Annotated in this window: 17 protein-coding genes; 14 read left to right on the forward strand and 3 right to left on the reverse strand. The window is 54.1% G+C overall.

All coding sequences use genetic code 11. The features are described 5' to 3' along the window. Positions 1 to 6: 6 nt before the first annotated feature. The 14 genes from ABLU67_RS16750 (at position 7) to ABLU67_RS16815 (ending at position 12,109) form a co-directional block, all read left to right on the forward strand. Positions 7 to 552: a fimbrial protein gene (locus ABLU67_RS16750; RefSeq protein ID WP_025106302.1), complete on the forward strand. Its 546-nt coding sequence runs from the start codon at positions 7 to 9 to the stop codon at positions 550 to 552. Between the two features lie 67 nt (positions 553 to 619). Next, positions 620 to 1,153 carry a fimbrial protein gene (locus ABLU67_RS16755; RefSeq protein WP_025106303.1) on the forward strand — a complete coding sequence of 178 codons (534 nt, stop codon included), beginning with the start codon at positions 620 to 622 and terminating at the stop codon, positions 1,151 to 1,153. A gap of 106 nt (positions 1,154 to 1,259) precedes the next feature. Continuing rightward, entirely contained in the window at positions 1,260 to 3,761 is a 2,502-nt protein-coding gene (locus tag ABLU67_RS16760; protein WP_348852389.1) for a fimbria/pilus outer membrane usher protein, read from the forward strand. 19 nt (positions 3,762 to 3,780) lie between these two features. Further along, positions 3,781 to 4,515, forward strand: a complete 735-nt coding sequence (locus ABLU67_RS16765) for a fimbria/pilus periplasmic chaperone (RefSeq protein WP_025106305.1) — start codon at positions 3,781 to 3,783, stop codon at positions 4,513 to 4,515. A gap of 32 nt (positions 4,516 to 4,547) precedes the next feature. Next, positions 4,548 to 5,141, forward strand: coding sequence for a fimbrial protein (locus ABLU67_RS16770; RefSeq protein ID WP_046877956.1), 594 nt, complete (start codon positions 4,548 to 4,550; stop codon positions 5,139 to 5,141). Further along, positions 5,141 to 5,668 (forward strand): fimbrial protein, encoded by a 528-nt coding sequence (locus tag ABLU67_RS16775; protein ID WP_049079764.1) that lies wholly within the window; start codon positions 5,141 to 5,143, stop codon positions 5,666 to 5,668. Before ABLU67_RS16770 ends, ABLU67_RS16775 begins: the two co-directional genes overlap by 1 nt. A 184-nt stretch (positions 5,669 to 5,852) precedes the next feature. Beyond that, positions 5,853 to 6,242: a hypothetical protein gene (locus ABLU67_RS16780; protein ID WP_025106308.1), complete on the forward strand. Its 390-nt coding sequence runs from the start codon at positions 5,853 to 5,855 to the stop codon at positions 6,240 to 6,242. 32 nt (positions 6,243 to 6,274) lie between these two features. Continuing rightward, positions 6,275 to 7,597 carry an FKBP-type peptidyl-prolyl cis-trans isomerase N-terminal domain-containing protein gene (locus ABLU67_RS16785; protein WP_224261847.1) on the forward strand — a complete coding sequence of 441 codons (1,323 nt, stop codon included), beginning with the start codon at positions 6,275 to 6,277 and terminating at the stop codon, positions 7,595 to 7,597. 136 nt (positions 7,598 to 7,733) lie between these two features. Next, the gene (locus tag ABLU67_RS16790; protein ID WP_348852390.1) at positions 7,734 to 8,708 is read left to right on the forward strand and encodes a LuxR C-terminal-related transcriptional regulator; all 975 of its coding nucleotides are present in this window, start codon (positions 7,734 to 7,736) and stop codon (positions 8,706 to 8,708) included. A 209-nt stretch (positions 8,709 to 8,917) separates the two neighbouring features. Beyond that, the gene (locus ABLU67_RS16795) at positions 8,918 to 9,673 is read left to right on the forward strand and encodes a fimbria/pilus periplasmic chaperone (RefSeq protein ID WP_047723935.1); all 756 of its coding nucleotides are present in this window, start codon (positions 8,918 to 8,920) and stop codon (positions 9,671 to 9,673) included. 1 nt (position 9,674) lies between these two features. Further along, a complete protein-coding gene (locus tag ABLU67_RS16800) occupies positions 9,675 to 10,202 on the forward strand; it encodes a fimbrial protein (protein WP_049083945.1) in 528 nt (175 codons plus the stop codon). 20 nt (positions 10,203 to 10,222) lie between these two features. Continuing rightward, positions 10,223 to 10,708 (forward strand): fimbrial protein, encoded by a 486-nt coding sequence (locus ABLU67_RS16805; protein WP_025106313.1) that lies wholly within the window; start codon positions 10,223 to 10,225, stop codon positions 10,706 to 10,708. Positions 10,709 to 10,726: 18 nt separating this feature from the next. Further along, positions 10,727 to 11,227: a fimbrial protein gene (locus ABLU67_RS16810; protein WP_025106314.1), complete on the forward strand. Its 501-nt coding sequence runs from the start codon at positions 10,727 to 10,729 to the stop codon at positions 11,225 to 11,227. A 27-nt stretch (positions 11,228 to 11,254) separates the two neighbouring features. Beyond that, positions 11,255 to 12,109, forward strand: a complete 855-nt coding sequence (locus tag ABLU67_RS16815; RefSeq protein WP_048262843.1) for a hypothetical protein — start codon at positions 11,255 to 11,257, stop codon at positions 12,107 to 12,109. Positions 12,110 to 12,168: 59 nt separating this feature from the next. Here ABLU67_RS16815 and ttrA read toward each other — a convergent pair whose 3' ends face one another. The 3 genes from ttrA to ttrB are packed head-to-tail and all read right to left on the reverse strand — an operon-like array spanning position 12,169 to position 16,978. Next, complete coding sequence (gene ttrA, locus ABLU67_RS16820; protein WP_348852391.1) at positions 12,169 to 15,234, reverse strand: tetrathionate reductase subunit TtrA; 3,066 nt, start codon at positions 15,232 to 15,234, stop codon at positions 12,169 to 12,171. Beyond that, positions 15,227 to 16,249 carry a tetrathionate reductase subunit TtrC gene (gene ttrC / locus ABLU67_RS16825; protein ID WP_032719130.1) on the reverse strand — a complete coding sequence of 341 codons (1,023 nt, stop codon included), beginning with the start codon at positions 16,247 to 16,249 and terminating at the stop codon, positions 15,227 to 15,229. The genes ttrA and ttrC overlap by 8 nt, the downstream gene beginning before the upstream one ends. Continuing rightward, positions 16,250 to 16,978: a tetrathionate reductase subunit TtrB gene (ttrB, locus tag ABLU67_RS16830; protein WP_025106318.1), complete on the reverse strand. Its 729-nt coding sequence runs from the start codon at positions 16,976 to 16,978 to the stop codon at positions 16,250 to 16,252. Positions 16,979 to 17,042: the final 64 nt, after the last annotated feature.

The following is a 17,042-nucleotide window of genomic DNA, read 5'->3' on the forward strand; positions in this document are numbered from 1 at the left end:
TGTATTATGAAAATTAGCAAAATTGCATCTGCTGTTGTTCTCACTATGGGTGTCGCCTCTTTCGCAGCTCAGGCCGATCAGGGAAGCGGCAAGGTGACTTTCTGGGGTTCCATTATTGATGCACCATGCTCAATCAAAAATGGTTACGGCGATCAGCGTATTGAACTGGGTCAGATTTCCAATACTCATTTAGATAACGGCGGTATTTCCACTCCTCGTCCGTTCGACATCGAGCTGGAAAACTGCTCCTTCGAGAAGGATTCAAACGGCGACCCGATGTATAACACCGTTAAAGTGACCTTTGCTGGCGGTAATGTCCCAGGAGATATGACCATGTTGGCTATTTCCGGTCAGGCCGCTGGCGCCGGCGTGCGTATTGAAGATGGTTCTGGTCAACCCGTGACTTTATTGGTACCTACTAGCGGTCGCGGCCTGGGCATTGGCGACAATACCCTAAACTTCAGCGCTTACCTCGAAAAAATCTCTACCGTAACCAACGTCACTCCGGGTGATTTTGAAGCGGTGACCAACTTTACCCTGGCTTATGAATAAGGTGAGTCCTGTTCTCATGTAGCTTTATTCGGGCTGCATTTGCAGCCCGATATTCAGGAGCACAGTCATGGTAAATATATCGCGTTCTCTGATGTTGAGTTTGTTATTAGGCATATCACCGCTGTCTCAGGCATCCGACCAGGGGCGGGGCCTGGTTACAATGAATGGTCAAATTCAGGAGTCGGCCTGTTCTATTCATACCGACGATATCTGGCAGGAGATTCCATTCGGCGTGATCTCGTATAGCGATCTTAATCAGGAAGGCAAAGCGGTCATCAAACCTTTTGCGGTTCGGCTGGTGAATTGCTCACTGGAACGGATTCGCGGCGGTTTATGGCAAAGCGTAAATATTACCTTTAGTGGCGAAACGGAGATATTCCGCCCGGATATTTTTAAAGTCAATGGCGAGGCGCAGGGGCTTGGACTGCGTATCCACAATCAGGCTGGCGATGTGGCGCGTGATGGAATACCGATGCCTGCCGTCATGATCCAAAATGAAAATAATGAATTACGTTATTTATTATCGTTAGTGCGCGGTGGAAAAACGTTGTCAGAAGGCGACTGGTACGGAATTATTCGTTTCATGGTGACCTATCAGTAGCGGGAAATATGAATGATAAAAACAGATGAGCCTCTCATCTAAATTATTTCCGGGATTGACACTTCCCGCCGGTGAATTCTACCAGGCAATAAATGGATTTTAAAAAATGAAAAAAAGCAGACCACCAGCTTTTTACCTGCGACGTCTGGGTATTTACATTGCTATTGCCATTTTGGGTTCTACATCACCGGTAGTGGCGGTAGAATTTAATATTGATATTCTGGACTCGGAAGACCGGGAAAATATCGACTTATCGCGCTTTTCCCGGGCCGGCTATATTATGCCCGGAACCTATACGCTCAGCATGCATTTAAATGAGCACGGTATTTCTGACCAGGAAATTTCTTTTATTGAAAGAACCCGTGACGATGGGGTGGTTGTAGAAACCTGTCTGACGCCTGCGCAGGTCGAACTTCTCGGTCTGCGGGATGACGCGCTCAACATGATTAAGTGGCTCGACGAGGGGCGTTGCGCTGATTTTTCCGCTCTTGAAGGCGTCGTCCTGCGCGGCGATCTGTCAGAATCTTCCCTGCAAATTGCGGTCCCCCAGGCCTGGCTGGAATATCAGGATGCTTCGTGGCTGCCTGTTTCCCGCTGGGAAGAGGGCATCCCCGGGATGTTGGTTGACTATAACCTGAATACCAACGTCACCTGGCCTCGTCAGGGTAATCAGAGCCAGAGTGCCAGTATCAGTGGTACAACAGGCGTTAACCTGGGTGCCTGGCGCCTGAGGGGGGATTATCAGGGGAGCTATTACAATACGACCGGACGCGCGGATAAAAATTCACGTAATTTTGACTGGAGTCGTTTCTACGCCTATCGCGCGTTACCTGGAATGATGTCGAAACTCACCGTTGGTGAGGATTATCTCTCTTCCGATCTCTTTGACTCCTGGCGCTATACCGGTTTGTCGCTGGCGAGCGATGAAAGCCAGCTGCCGCCTAAACTTCGAGGCTACGCGCCTGAAGTCTCCGGCATTGCCCGTACCAACGCCAAAGTGACGGTCAGCCAACAGGGTCGAGTCATCTATGAAACGACGGTTGCCGCTGGCCCGTTTCGTATTCAGGAACTCAACAGCGCCCTGACCGGACGTCTGGATGTTCGCGTTGAAGAGCAGGATGGCTCCGTGCAGACATTCTCGGTTGAAACGGCTCAGGTTCCTTATCTGACGCGCCCTGGCCAGCTGCGTTATAAAATGACCACCGGTCGTCCACGCGATTATAACCACAGCACTCAGGGACCATACTTCGCCACAGGTGAGCTCTCGTGGGGGCTTACCAACGCGTGGTCACTGTACGGAGGTGGCATTTTTTCCCAGGACTACAACAGCCTGGCGGTGGGGGCGGGTCGTGATATGAACGCCTTCGGAACACTTTCTGCTGACGTGACTCATGCCAGCGCGCGTTTCCCGGATGATAAAAACAGGCAAGGGCGATCCTGGCGCCTGAGCTACTCCAAACGTTTTGATGAAATCAATAGTGAAGTGACGTTTGCCGGCTACCGTTTTTCTGAGCGCAACTATCTCACCATGGGTGAATATCTGGATATGCGCTATCGGGAAGGCTACGTCGGGAATAGCAAAGAGCTTTATACCCTCCAGGCGACCAAAAATTTCGCAGACCTGCGCCTGTCGACGCACATCAACTGGTCGCATCAGACTTACTGGAACCGCCCGGCGACCGATCGCTACAGCGTGTCGCTGAATAAATATTTTGACCTCGGCGACTGGCGGCATCTGTCGTTGTCCCTCAACGCCGCCCGCAGTGAATTTAACGGGCGTAAGGACGACAGCGCCTATATCTCACTGACGATGCCGTTTGGATCGGGAACCGTTGGCTATAACGGCAGCATGAGCCGCGACCGCTATACACAAAATGCCAGCTGGAGCCAAAGGCTGGATAACAACGACTATTACAGCATCAACGCCGGCAACAGCGTCGGCGGTGGGGAAGGAACTCGCAGCCAGATGAGCGGGTACTACTCGCACCTGGGCAATATGGCGGATGTCACCACCAACTTTAACTGGGCGCAAAGCCAGTACTCCTCGTTTGGTATTTCCGCCAGCGGCGGTATGACCGCGACCGCTGAAGGCGTGGCGCTGCACCCTGGTGGGGTACAGGGTGGGACTCGTCTGATGGTCAGTACTGATGGGGTAAGCGGTGTTCCGGTGGGCTTTCAGGGCCATACCAATGCTTTTGGCATCGCGGTAATCCCTGGGGTGCCAAATTACTATCGAACCCGCGCTGAGATTGACGTTAATCGCCTGCCAGACGATGTCGAGTCTGGCGGAACGCCGGTTGTTGAACTCGCCCTGACTGAAGGGGCCATCGGGTTCCGTCGTTTTGATGTGCTGAAAGGCTCTAAGGTCGTGGCCATCCTCAGCCAGGAAGATGGGCGCCATCCGCCATTCGGCGCCACGGTACATAACGCAAAAGATCGCGAACTGGGGATGGTCAGCGACAGCGGACTGGCCTGGTTGACCGGCGTAAATCCGGATGAACGCTTAACCGTGCACTGGAGTGGTTCCGCTCAGTGTGAAGTCGTACTGCCACGGGTTATCCCTGCACAGCAGCTATTGCTGCCGTGCAAGCCGGTCACTCGCGGCTGAGAAAGTGAATGGTGATGTAATGAAAAGCAAAAAGATAGCGATGACGATAGTGCTGGCAAGCCTGGCGGCAGGTCTGGTTAACGAAGCCGGGGCAGCGATTGCGCTGGACAGAACGCGGGCGATTTTCCCCGGTTCGGAAAAGAGCATTTCCCTGAGTATTACTAACGACAGTACGTCAATGCCGTACCTGGCGCAGGGATGGATTGAGGATGAACACGGGAAAAAAATCAGCGGTCCTCTGGTGGTTGTTCCGCCGCTGCAGCGTCTTGAAGCGAAAGGGAAGAGCATGATGCGTATCAACGCCATGCCGGATGCCGCGATGTTACCTCAGGACAGAGAGAGCATTTTTTATTTCAACGTGCGCGAGGTGCCGCCAAAAAGCGAGCGACCCAACGTGATGCAGCTGGCGTTACACACCAAAATAAAATTGTTCTATCGCCCCAAAGCCATTCTGCCGGAGAAGTATAGCCGCTGGGATAACCAACTGGTGCTGCATAAAGTGAACGGCGGTTATCGGGTAGAAAACCCGACGCCCTATTACATGACGGTGATCGGGATTACCGCTGCGCCGAAAGTGGCGGTGGCCAGCGGATTTCAAACGGTGATGGTACCGCCGAAGTCCACCTCGATGGTCAATAGCGCGCACTATACCGTGCCGCATGTCACCACGATTAACGACTTCGGCGGTAAGCCAACCCTGCGGTTTAGCTGCAGCGGTAACATCTGCCGGGCTGCGGATACCCCGGCAAGCTGATGGACGCCGAAGCTGAACACAGGAGAAGCCTGATGAAACAAGGATTTGGTCATACCACCCTCATGTTGTGGCTTTTGATGGCTGGAGTCGTTTCCGCGGCGAGCGCCGCTAACTGGGATACCGATGGCCTGAATGGCGGCATTCGCGCAAGCGGAACGCTTGTTGCGTCACCGTGCGCGCTGCTGCCTGAGTCGGCAGAACAAGAGATCGATTTGGGCAGCACCGTTGCCTGGGGACTGGAACGGCCGGGTAGCGTTACGCCATCAGTACTGGTGTACATCAAATTAGATCGTTGCCCGGGAGAATACTCGTTTATGCGCGATCGCCAAATGATGCGCGGCGCCACGATGTTAAACGGACAGTCTGCGGTAAGACTGACTATCTATGGGGAAGCAGAACCGATGGATGACCGCTTTTTCCGGGTGCATGGTGGCGTAGAAGGGGTCGCGTTGCGCCTTAGCGACCGACAGGGAGAACTCTTACGACCCGCGATCCAGAGTCGACCGCAGATTCTCTATCCGGGACGCAACGATTTGGTGGTGCAGGCTCAGCTATGGCGTCTTCCCGCGCCGCTGATGGCTAATGAATGGCGCAGCGTGGTGAATATCGGCCTGGAGTACGAATAATGAAAAAAAATATCGTGCGCGTACTCAGCCTGGCAAGCTTTCCTCTGCTGCTTGTGCTGACTGGTGTGTCGGTCACTCATGCCGATACTGACGTTCATTTCTCCGGGAATCTGATTGCCGACCCTTGTGAATTACACGTGGATTCAGAAGATCAGATTGTCGATTTTCGTAACGTGCCTTCTAAGACATTTATGAAATATCCCCGCAGCGAACGCGAGCGTTTTTCAATCTGGTTGACGGAGTGCGATCTCTCGCTGGGCGACACGGTGACCGTAACCTTTATGGGAACTGAGGATAGCGCTCAGCCAGGGCTATTCGCCGTCAGCGGAACGGCGAGTGGTATTGCCATTGCGCTGGAAGATGAGAACGGTACGCCGGTAAAACCCAATGTCCCTATGCGGCCGGCAGCATTGAAGGCGGGAGATACTTTTTTAAATTTTCAGGCCTTTATTTCCGCACCAGTACATCATCTGGTCAGAGAAGGAGATTTTGAATGCGTCACCACTTTTCTTCTGGAATATGATTAAAACCCGGGCTGATGAGTTATTACTGCTTTACGCAAAATGTCAGTTGGTTAACTTTTCTGGGCTGCTATTTATTCATGGATCAAATAACCATTTGAATGTTCTTTATAAGAATCTGCTTGCTTCCTGTTGCTTTATTTTCAGGAAAGAAGGCATTAATAAATCATATACTGGAGTGCATTAAATAATGTTTAAATCAGGATGTATAGCAGCGATCATCGCAGGTACATTTTTAACGGGTTGCGTCGCAAAAAACATTCCGTCACAGGTTACCTCTTCCATGGAATCCGTGGATCCCCCCACGACTTCAGACGGGGAGTTGGATATGGTGCAGTGCGAAAAAGAACTCAGGGCGCTGGAGTCGATTAACCCTATTAAACATGTCGAGCTCAAGTCTCGCTTTGAGCGAGTGATGCTCGGCGCTTCCGGCTATACCAACGTACGAAGTTCCGTTAATCCTGAAACGCGTAATGCCATTGACGCTTTGTATAAGTTTCAGGCGGTAAAATTATGCTCGGAGGTCCGCGCCGAAATGCTCAATAGCCTCGCCGTGAAGCCAACGGGTGAGAATATTTAATGGATCGTAGAGCAGGGAACGTTTTGGTCCTGATGATGGGTATCGTTTTGATTTCATCTTCACGGGCGGATGTGTTGAACTATGCTCGTGAATGGACGTCACGCAATGATGAAAATAAAGCCATTACATCCCCGTCTCAGCCACAAGCGGAGGAAGACAAATCTTCTGCGCCGCGTCAAAAATCTGCTGTACAGCGATCGCTGCCCGGTGAGAAATCTAAAGCTCCGCCTCCGGCGGCAACAAGAAAAAAAAGAGTACCACCGGCTGTTGCCGCCGATAAGCGAATGACATCACCTGCGATTACGCCTTCTAAACCGACGGATAAGCAGGCGCCAACGGTAGCGGAAGACCGGGACAAGTTAGTGGCTGGGGCCAGTAAGAATCCCTCTTTACCCGATCCCCAGATTTTGGGGCGCTGGTTTAAGGCGTTAAGGCAACATGCGTCACTGAGTCCCGCAGAGATTGATTTACGCGAAAATTTCCAGCTATCGCGCAATGAGGTAGAGAGATTGAAGGCTCAACTCGCTTTGCGACACCGTGAAGTACAGCAGCAGTTCGTTACCCTCCAGGCGGCTTCTGAACAGCTCGCCGCGGCAATGGAGAACAATGGCAAGCAACAACAGGAACTCCAGGCGCTCACCGTGCGTGCCAATCAGCTGGAAGAGAAAAATGCGCAGTGGCAAGTAGTAACCAGAAAATTGCAATCGAGCCTTAAGCAAGCACAGCATCCCGCACTGCCGGCAACCGACGATGAACTGGCCGATTTTGCCGCCGGGATGGCGATGGGGTTTGACATTTTGGGCGTACTCGAACAGCGGAATGAACAAGATGTTCATGTTGATAAGGCGGCCTTTCTGGCCGGTATTAGCGAAACGATACGCGGCGAACGCCGGCTATCTCAGGAGGAATTTGAGCGCCATCTTAACCGCGCCAATCAGCGAGTCGAGGATGCGATGCACAAGATCAAGCAGCAAAAGGAAGCGCGGGATAACGCATGGCTGGAGAAATTTCGCCAGGAGGAGGGCATACAAACTGCGGGTGAGCAGGCCTGGTATAAAGTCATCCATGCGGGAGAGCCGCTGTTCGAGGATGAGCACTCTGAAGCGGCGCTAACCATTTCGGTCAATCGCCGTCTGTCAGATGGTACCGTGATTGCGGACACCGATCTGACGGGTCTGGTATTACAGGAAAAGTTGTCCGATCTTCCTGAATGGCTTCAGATTGTGGTGAAGGATATTCGTCTTCATGGTGAAGCAGAGTTAGCCGTTAAGGTTGATGAGTATGGCGATCCTCGAAAATACGGGAATTATATTGAACATTGGCGCATCCGGGTAATTGAATTGCATGCAATGTAAATAATTTCAGTAAAAATTTACGTTACTTTTAAAATATAGCTCGCATGGCCGAGAGAGTGAGTGGGGCATCAATTGTATAATTATTTTAGTGTTTATTTATGTAGAGATATTAATTGTTCGGGAAAGAGGAGAAAATATGATGGGTGACACCAGAGGTACCTATTTGCCGGTTTATGTGGCAACTGAGAATAATTATTTTTCTCAGGGGGTGGTCTTTCTCCTTGAGGAGTTATTTGAGGATGAGTTTAGCGGCAATATTACCGTATCCTTAGTCAAAAAATTGCAGGAAGCCGATCTCATTGTGCAAGTGCAATCTCCTGGGGAAAAAGCCTTTGACTGGGTCGATTGTCAACGATTTCGCGCCCACAATGACTATAAATTTAAGCTCCTCAAGAAAAAGTGGTTAAGCGTTTATCCACGTAGTGAACACTATGATAAAAACTTTCATTGCCCGGTTGTTAGTTCAGTTCTCGCGATGAGGAACTCAGTGGCGACCATCCGGCGAAAGCTGTTCATGCTGTTTTTCGCCGATCTCATGTGCGGGCCTCCGGACTTACGTAAACCAAATTGTAATAAATGTCCTGGCCCCTACCAGTTGACATGGCGTGAACAGCTAATGCTAGGCTATTTGAGCCAGGGCTTAGGCCACGATGAAATTTCTCGCAAAATGGGCTGTAGTATTAAGGCGCTCAGTGGCTATCGACGCTCGATTATGCGGAAAGTCAATATCACCAGATACAGTGATTTCGTTTCGTGGCTGGGTACCAAATCGGTTTCTGATAAATATGCTGAGGTTGTTAATAATCACGAACGTGATGCGGATGAAGATCAGCTAATATGGAAAACCACGTTGTCCGGTGATATGGAGAGACAGCTCGATGATAAAGAGCGAGCTTTACAAAGTATAAAACGCTTGACCAAAAAACGGTTACGAAAAAGCGAACTGGATGATGAGGTATGGCTGACAACGCGAGAAATAGCCAATGAGATGGATATCAGTATCTACAGCATGCGTTATTTATTATGCCAGATGGAATCAAACGGTAAAGTGATCAGTATCAAAACCGGAAAAGGGAGAAGTCATACTCTCCGCTGGAAGCTGGCAAGTTAATTCTTGTCCAGGACAACTGTCTCGGCTAATAAGCAGGGACGAAAATGAATATTAATAATGGGTGGGGTGCAAATTTAGGAATGTTCATCATGCCATTTCTGAAAATGGATCTCCCCCTTAAAAACGCATATGTACAGATAGACATAAAATGTAAATTATCTGCTAGATGAAATAACTCTGGTCCTGTAAGTGATACGACAGGTGAAAGTATGAAACTTAAATTAACGTCTTTTCTGGGTATTCTACTGTTTACCGGAAGCCAGCATTCAGCTCAGGCTGCATTATCTGTGGAACGCTCCCGGGTTATTTTCAATGAAGGGGAGAAATCTGTCGGATTGAGCGTGAAAAATAATAATACGCAGGATCCCTATCTCGCCCAGGGGTGGATGGAAAACGAGAAAGAAGAAAAAATAAACGGCCCTCTGATGGTTTTACCGCCCGTACAGCGTATTGAGCCCGACGGTAGAACGATGATCAGGGTACAGCAGGTTGCGGATGCCTCTTCACTGCCCAACGACAGAGAAAGCGTATTCTGGCTTAACTTACGCGAGATCCCACCAAAATCCGACAAACCTAACGTTCTGATGCTGGCTATGCAGACGCGAATGAAAGTGTTCTGGCGACCAAAGGGGATTAAGGTGGATCCCCTGCTTGATGCGGTGCCCGGCGTAGAAACGCTGACCCTCGCTCGTAAGGGGGACCGCTATGAGGTTAATAATCCGACACCGTACCATTTTTCATTTGTTGAAGCGCGTGACAGCCTGAACGGAAAAGCGCTGGACGATTTCGAGCCCGTGATGGTTTCTCCAAAAGATAAAGCGGCGCTGACGCTACCCACCTTGCGGTTGGGAAATAATCCGACGCTGATGTTTATTAATGATTATGGCAGCGCGCGATTATTACCGTTTACCTGCACCGGGACGCTGTGCCGGGCGGGAAAAGTGGCACTACCAAAGGAAGGCTGATATGACGCGCCAACACTCAATAACATCCCGAGCGTATCTGATGATGGCTGGAGCCTTACTGTTTTTTTCCGGCGGACAGGCGAAGGCCGCTGAAGGAGATACCACCACTATCACCGTCAACGGCACCCTGATCGATGGGCCGCAGTGCGTTATTGACGGTAACAACACCGTAGACGTGAAGTTTGGTGATGATCTGATTACTCGTCTGGTAGACGGAGTGAATTATAAGAAAGAGATTCAATATGGCCTCACCTGTACTGGCCTGAACAGTAATGCCCTCAAACTGACGATTCGAGGGTCTCTGGCGAGTTTTGGCAGCGGTCTTTTGTTGACCAGTAAAGGGGGCCTGGGCATACGGCTGTACAGCGGAAGTGCCGGCACCACGCTCATGACTCCCGGCAATTATGTCAACTTCAATGGCACAGCCAATAAACCCAGGCTGTGGGCCGTACCCGTGGCTCAGAATAACGCCACGCTTACCGCAGGTCCGTTTTTCGGCACAGGCACCATGGTCATTGACTACCAGTGACGCGAGAGGAGAGAGACATAGTGACCCCCATAAATCTGCGTGGCCTGGTGCTTCCCCTTACGTTGTGCTTTGGCACCAGCGCGCTGGCCGACGCAACGGTTAACTTTAGCGGCACCTTAATAGAAGCGCCTCCGTGCGTGGTACATAACAATAACGTTATCACCGTCAACTTTGGCAACGAGGTGATGACCACCCGTATCGACGGGACGCAATACCGGAAGCTGATTGATTTCGATTTAGATTGCTCCATGGCGGTATCGTCAAAACAGAAAGTGCGCATAACGGGGACAGCGGCAAGCTTTGACAGCACGGCGCTGGCGGGAGGTCAAAGCGGGCTGGGCATCGCCCTGTACAATGGTGATACCCGCCTTAACGTTGGCACCTGGCTAAATTTCACCGACCCCAATATCCCCAAGCTTTACGCCGCCCCCATCAAACAAAGCGGAGTGACTCTGAGCGGTGGGCCGTTCAGGGTCATGGCTTCGCTTGTCGTGGAGTATCAGTAAATGGCGCAGGGAAACAACATGATGAAATTGAGCGGATATGCCCCCTTGCTGTTGGTCGGCCTGATGATGACGTCATCTCTTCAGGCGGCAGACCCGGAAAACCTCGAGTTTATCGGCACTCTGGTGACGCCACCGGCTTGCTCAATAAGCGAAGGCGGCCCTGTGTATGTGGATTTCGGTGATGTCCGAATAAAAAAAATCGTGGAGGGAAAATACCGTGAAACCGTTCCACTAACCCTGAAATGTGAAGACAGCACCCTTGCATGGCAGCTGCGGCTTAGCGTACGCGGTAACGCGGCCGGGTTTGATGCCGACAATGCCACCGTGGTGACCCCTGAGCAGGCCAATCTTGGCGTGAAAATCTACCAGAACGGCCAGCCGTTTAAGCTGGGCGAGGCCATCAACATCAATAGCGTGACGCTGCCGAGTATTGAAGCTCTCCTTGTTCAGCGCAACGGGGTGGAGTTGGTGGAAGGATTATTTAGCGCCACCGCAACCCTGCGGGCCGAATACCAGTAACGCTATTTTATGCACAGGAGAGTGCAGGTGAAGAAAAAGCTATTTCAGGCAGCCTTAGCGGCAGCCATGATCGTGCCGGTTTCTGTACCCGTGTACGGTGAAAACTATCGGTGGAAAACGGTCACCGCAGTAAGGTTGGTACCTTTCGGTACGGGTACTGAGTGGATTATCACCACAGGTGATATTACCGTGAGTTCAGGTAGCGTCAGCCTGGATACACCAGCGAACTTAGGCAGTAATGGCGGGCTTTTGGTTGCAAATGCGCTGACTGCGAATGGCGACTTTTGGGGGACATCGGATGTTGCCACGAGTTATCCTCCGCCCGGCGTCCCGTATAAGGGAACCTGGCGAGAAGTGCTTAACGCGAGCGTCGATAGCGTCAGAAATCAAATTTCCATCCGAAATTATAGTGTAGTGGGAGGCTCTTCCACCGTCTGCTTTGGATACACGCTTCGTGAAGCTAATGGTAACTTCAATTTTTCCGACCTTGTTTATCCGCCGGGAGCCGGTAGCGGTATAAACTGCATGACGGCGCCACCGCTAAACGAGTGGTGCGCCATGTCTGTGCCTCAGGTAACGCTAAGTTTCGGTACGCTAATGCTTGACCAGGCGGCGGGCAAAACGGCTGATAGTACGGTGGGCGTTTCCTGCACGTCTTCCTCGGTGAGCTATGTGTTAAAGCTACAAACAGGCAATACCTATATCCCGCTCAGCAACGGCATGCGTGCCAATCTGGGACTTGGGGCAGCTAACTCAGCGCCGGGTAATACCACCTATTCCGGATCTCAGTCCTCGCTACGGTTAAGAGGAACGCTGGCTGGGACGCCAACCTCAACCGGCGCCTTCAACGGAACCGGCGTGATGATGGTGGTTTATAACTAATCATGGCCGCCTCGATACCGGTACGCTAAGGAGCACAACCCTGTACGTACCGAAGCGGTCTACACCCGCTCAATCCTTGCCGGCAGCCCCTGACGCACCGCCGCGCCGGAGACCCAGTCCAGCCAGGTATTGCTGACCTCGCGGGTTGGGTCGGCAAATCCCAAATCGTTAAGGTTAATGCCGGTTTTAATCTGCGCAGCGAACGGCATGGGCTCACCGTCGAGGGTGTGCCGCGCCGCGCCCATTTCGCGATGCCCGTAGCCGTGTTCAATCGCGATGACGCCGGGCATCACGCCACTTAACAGGCTAATGACGGCTTCAACCTGGCCGCCGGGGGTGGAAATTCGTACGCGGTCTCCGTGCGCCAGGCCGTAGCGCTGGCCGTCCAGCGGATTCAGCGCCACCAGATTGCTCGGCTTAAGGTGATGCAGGCGCGGGATCACCGTCGAGGCGCTGGCCATGGTATTGGATTTAAACGAGATCAGCTTCAGCGGCCACTGCTGTCGCGGGAAAAGCGCTTCGACAGCGCGTCCGTCGGACAATCTGGCCGGATACCATGCCGGGCAGCCGCTGTAGCGCTCGCCGGTGATGGCGTGGCGGTGGGCGGCAACCTCCGCGTTCCATATTTGCAGCGGTTTTTCCCACAATTGACCGACGCGATTCTCCGCGCGACCGCTTGTGTCGGGCGCGAAGCGCCCGCCGCGGGAGTAGACAAAGGCTACCCGGCTCACTTCGTCCGCTTTCAGGGTCTGGCTAATAACCGGCAGAATACGCTGCACCCCGGTCAGCGTCAGATCCTCGCTAATGGCTTCGGCAACCGGCGCGTTACCCAGAAACGCAATGTTCGCGGCCATGCGCAGGTAATAGTCCTCAGCCCGGTGGAGTGGATAGCGGTTACCCTGAGCATCGGTAATGGCGTTTTCGCCAAATCCTGGCAGATTAAGACGCTTCGCCACCGCAATGCAAAATGCTTCCATTGACGCTGGCTCACCGTCAGCGGTTTTTGCGGTGGCGGCAGGCACGACCGGCCAGCGGGCGGTGGTGGCCTTACTGGCGACGCCGGCCCACGGCGCGCTGAATCCCCAGCTTTCGAAATTATGCGTATCCGGAACGATATAGTCGGCCAGGGCGGTGGTTTCATTCATAAAGGCGTCAATGGCGATAAACAGCGGCAGCCGCTGCGGATCCTTTAGCTTTTCTTCCGCAACCGCGCGTAGCCCGGGCACGCCGTACAGCGGGTTGGTCATATTGGAAATCCACGCTTTCAGCGGATAGGGGTAGCCTTCGAGCGCCGAGGTCAGCAGCTCGGTCAGCTGTCCGGCGACGAACGGATACCACGGGGCTCTGGCCGGATAGGGGGAGACGCCCGCCGCCGCCTTGCTGCGATACTCTTCGGAGGATTCATACGCGGTTTTGCTGCGCGCGATGCTGAGCCCTTTCGGCTTCACTTTACCGGCAAAGCTCTCCAGGTTGTAACGCGGGCCGTCTGTCGCGCCGTTGAATTTGCCGCCGCCGACAAACACGCCGCCTTCCAGGCTGAGATTACCGATTAGCGCATTAAGCATCATGACCGCCCAGGCGCTGTAAAATCCGTTGCCGGCCATCATGCCGCCGTGGGTAATGACCGCGGCTTTACGACCATGACGGGTAAAGGCATCCGCCAGCGCCGCGATCTTATCTTCCGCGACGCCGCACTGCTGGCTGTACTGTGTCAGGGTGAGCTTTTCAGCGGACTCTTTCAGCAGCTGGAAGCCGCTTTTGACCGTCACGCTGCGCCCGTCCGGCAGGGTTAGCTGGCGCGTTACAAAGAGCGCGCCGCGCGGGCAGCCGCTGGCGGCGACAACGTCACCGCTTTCGTTAACCACCACCGGTTCGCTGGCGCCCTCCGCATTCAGGTGAGCAAGGGTTAAATGCTGTCCGGCCAGCTCCGGCTGGTCATCGGTGATGACCAGGTGGGTCGCATTGGTCCAGCTCTTTTCGGCGGCCTGCCGCATCGCCTGCGCGCCCGGTAGCGCCAGGTAATCGGCGTTGTAGCGCCGGTTTTCGATAATCCAGCGAATCATCGCCATTGCCAGCGCCGAATCGCTCCCGGGGATCACCGGCAGCCAGTGCCCGCGATCGTCTGCCATCACCGTGGTGAGCGGCAGCGCCGGCGCGACCACCACATACTGAAAGTCATTGCGCAGGCGGGCGCTGGCGAGCTGCCTGGCCTGGCGTTTAAAGGGGTTGCCTGACTGGGCGGGCGACGTTCCCATAAACATGGCGAACTCAACGTTATCCCAGTCGGGCTTCACATGCGGGTTTTTATCCAGATCGCCCATTAAGGCGCCGGAGCCCGCGCGATAGGCCAGCCCGCAGTAGGAACCATGTGCGCCGAAGTTTTTACTGCCGAAGCTGTTCAGCGCAAAACGGCGTAAAAAGGTATCGCGCCCATCGTCGCTGGTGTTGGTGACCAGTAGCTGGTTGGTTTTTGGGCCGAATCCCGGATGCCGCGGGTCAACGGGGGCGATCGGATCGTGAATCGCGCGCAGACCATCAACGTGCCCCTCGCCAAACAGATCGCCGCCTTCAACCACCTCTTTCACCAGTTGTTCAAAGCTGATGCGCTGCCATTTCCCTTCGCCGCGTTTACCCGCGCGCTTCATCGGCTCAAGGAGCCGCAGCGGGCTATAGAGTCCCTCGAGCTGCGTGGCGCCGCGCGCGCAGGCGGTAGAGCGGGCATCAAGTCCGCTTTCACCCGCCAGCTGCGCCATGGCGGTTGAAAAAGGAATGGAAGAGTCGAGGTGGTGCTCATGAGAAAGCGGGTGGTAAGGGTTGCCGGCAATGCGCAGTACCTGGCCTTTCTCGCTATCCACCCGCACCCGAACGCCGCACTGCGTCCAGCAGCCAAAACATTGGGTCATCGAGATAACCTGCCGAGGATTTTGTTGCCAGCCGGTATTTGCATTGGCTTCCGGGATCAGCGCATTAGCGAAAATACGATCGCGGGTCACTTTACCGGATGTACCGCTGAGCAGGCCGTCAAGGGCGCGCTTTGCCACCTCGCGATAGCTCAGGGCGAAAGACGCCAGACCGCCTGCGGCGAGGCCGACTTTGAGCCACTGACGACGGGTTAAATTAGCCATGTTGCCTTCTCCTTGCGAGTCCGTTTACGGTTTCACGGACAATAATGAGCAGCGCAATCCACAGGCCGAAGGTGCCAAGGATAGCGAGCCAGCCGTCGGTACCGACCGGCAGGGTATAGGGATTAAACTGGGCATTAAATTTGGGGATGGTTTGCCCCTGAATCAGCAGCGTCCAGCGCATCAGCCAGCTCAGCGCCATGGCGCTGACGGCCAGCAGGGCGCGAACGGGCAGCGTCAGTGGATAACGCAGGGCAAGCGCGCAAAAGATCAATGAAATAAGCCAGCATGCCAGCCAGCCGATCGCGTAATGACGGGCTGAAGGCGAAATGACCAGCCACTGACGAATAGCCGAGCCGGAAAGGGTATCACCGCTGACCCAGATCGCCACGATGACGGCCAGCAGCATAAGCGCTGAGAGCTGCCATATCGCCAACTGCCTTTGGCATTGAAAATCATTGCGTACCGCGACAATCAGCAGGGCGAAAAAGGTTTGCAGCGCGCTAAAGAACATCGCCAGCACAAAGGCGTAGCTGAACCAGACCGGGCGGGCCTGAACCACGGAGACTTCGCGTCCGGTGTAAAGCAGCAGCCCCGTCGCGGTAAGCGCGCTGGCAAGCGCCAGCCATTTTGTGACGCTGTCACTTTTATTGCGCAACAGACCTAACTGCCGTACCGCAAACCACAGGCCCAGAAAGAGGGTGAATAGCGGCAGAAACAGCGCCCCCCAGGGCATCCACGACCAGGGCGTGGGATAGGCGTAAAAGTGCCAGAAGCGGGCGGTTTGATGCAGGTCCGCCGTCAGCGCCAGCGGCGCGGTAATCGCGCAGGTCAGAGCAATCAGCAGCGTCAGCCGTTCCAGCTTCGCATCGTGTCTTTTGCGCCAGTGAAGCAGGCAGCCAAACAGCGCCGCGCAGGCGGCAATGCCGATGAAAAAGAAATACTGCACCGCCCACGGCAGCCAGCTCACCTCCTGCGGACGGGCCAGCACTTCCTCAATGATCATGGTTTGGCTCATTCATACCTCCTGCCAGAGCGCGGGTTGGGCATGTCCCATCAGCGGGGTAACAAACGCCTCGTCCAGTCCGAGATAGAAAACGTGGGGGACGGTACCGTTTTCCGGCTTCAGCACCTTGATGGCGTCATGGTGCAGGGCGAGCGTCTGCGAGATACGGCTTTGACGGTCCTGGATATCGCCGACGATCCGCGCGCCGCCGACGCAGGACTCGACGCAGGCGGGGAGCAGCCCGGCTTCCAGGCGATGAACACAGAAGGTGCACTTATCGGCGGTTTGTGTCTCATGGTTGATAAAACGCGCGTCATAGGGGCAGGCCTGGACGCAGTAGGCGCAGCCGACGCAGCGGGTGTTATCCACCACCACAATGCCATCCTGGCGCTGAAAGGTGGCCTGCACCGGGCAGACCGGCACGCAGGGCGGGTTATCACAATGGTTGCACAGCCGCGGTAGCAGGACGTTGGTGACCCGATCGCCCAACTGCACCTGATACTGATTGACGTGAGTACGAAACGCCCCCTGCGGCGTCTGATTTTCGATTGCGCAACTGACGGTGCAGGCCTGGCAGCCGATGCAGCGTCGCAGGTCAACCAGCATGGCATAGCGATGACCGGAGGCGCCTTCGCGGCGGGCCGGCGAAAAGGGAAATTTCGCCTCCGCCAGCGGCACCAGAGACGCGCCGGCGGTGAGAACGCCCAGCTGCGCCAGAAACTGTCGTTTACTGCTGTCCATATTTTTCCCTCGCGCAGCAATAACGAAACATTTGTCACGTCATTGTTTTGCATGTGATGAATAA

This window comes from Klebsiella sp. GN_Kp190 (assembly GCF_040061795.1).
GTDB classification, from domain to species: domain Bacteria; phylum Pseudomonadota; class Gammaproteobacteria; order Enterobacterales; family Enterobacteriaceae; genus Klebsiella; species Klebsiella michiganensis.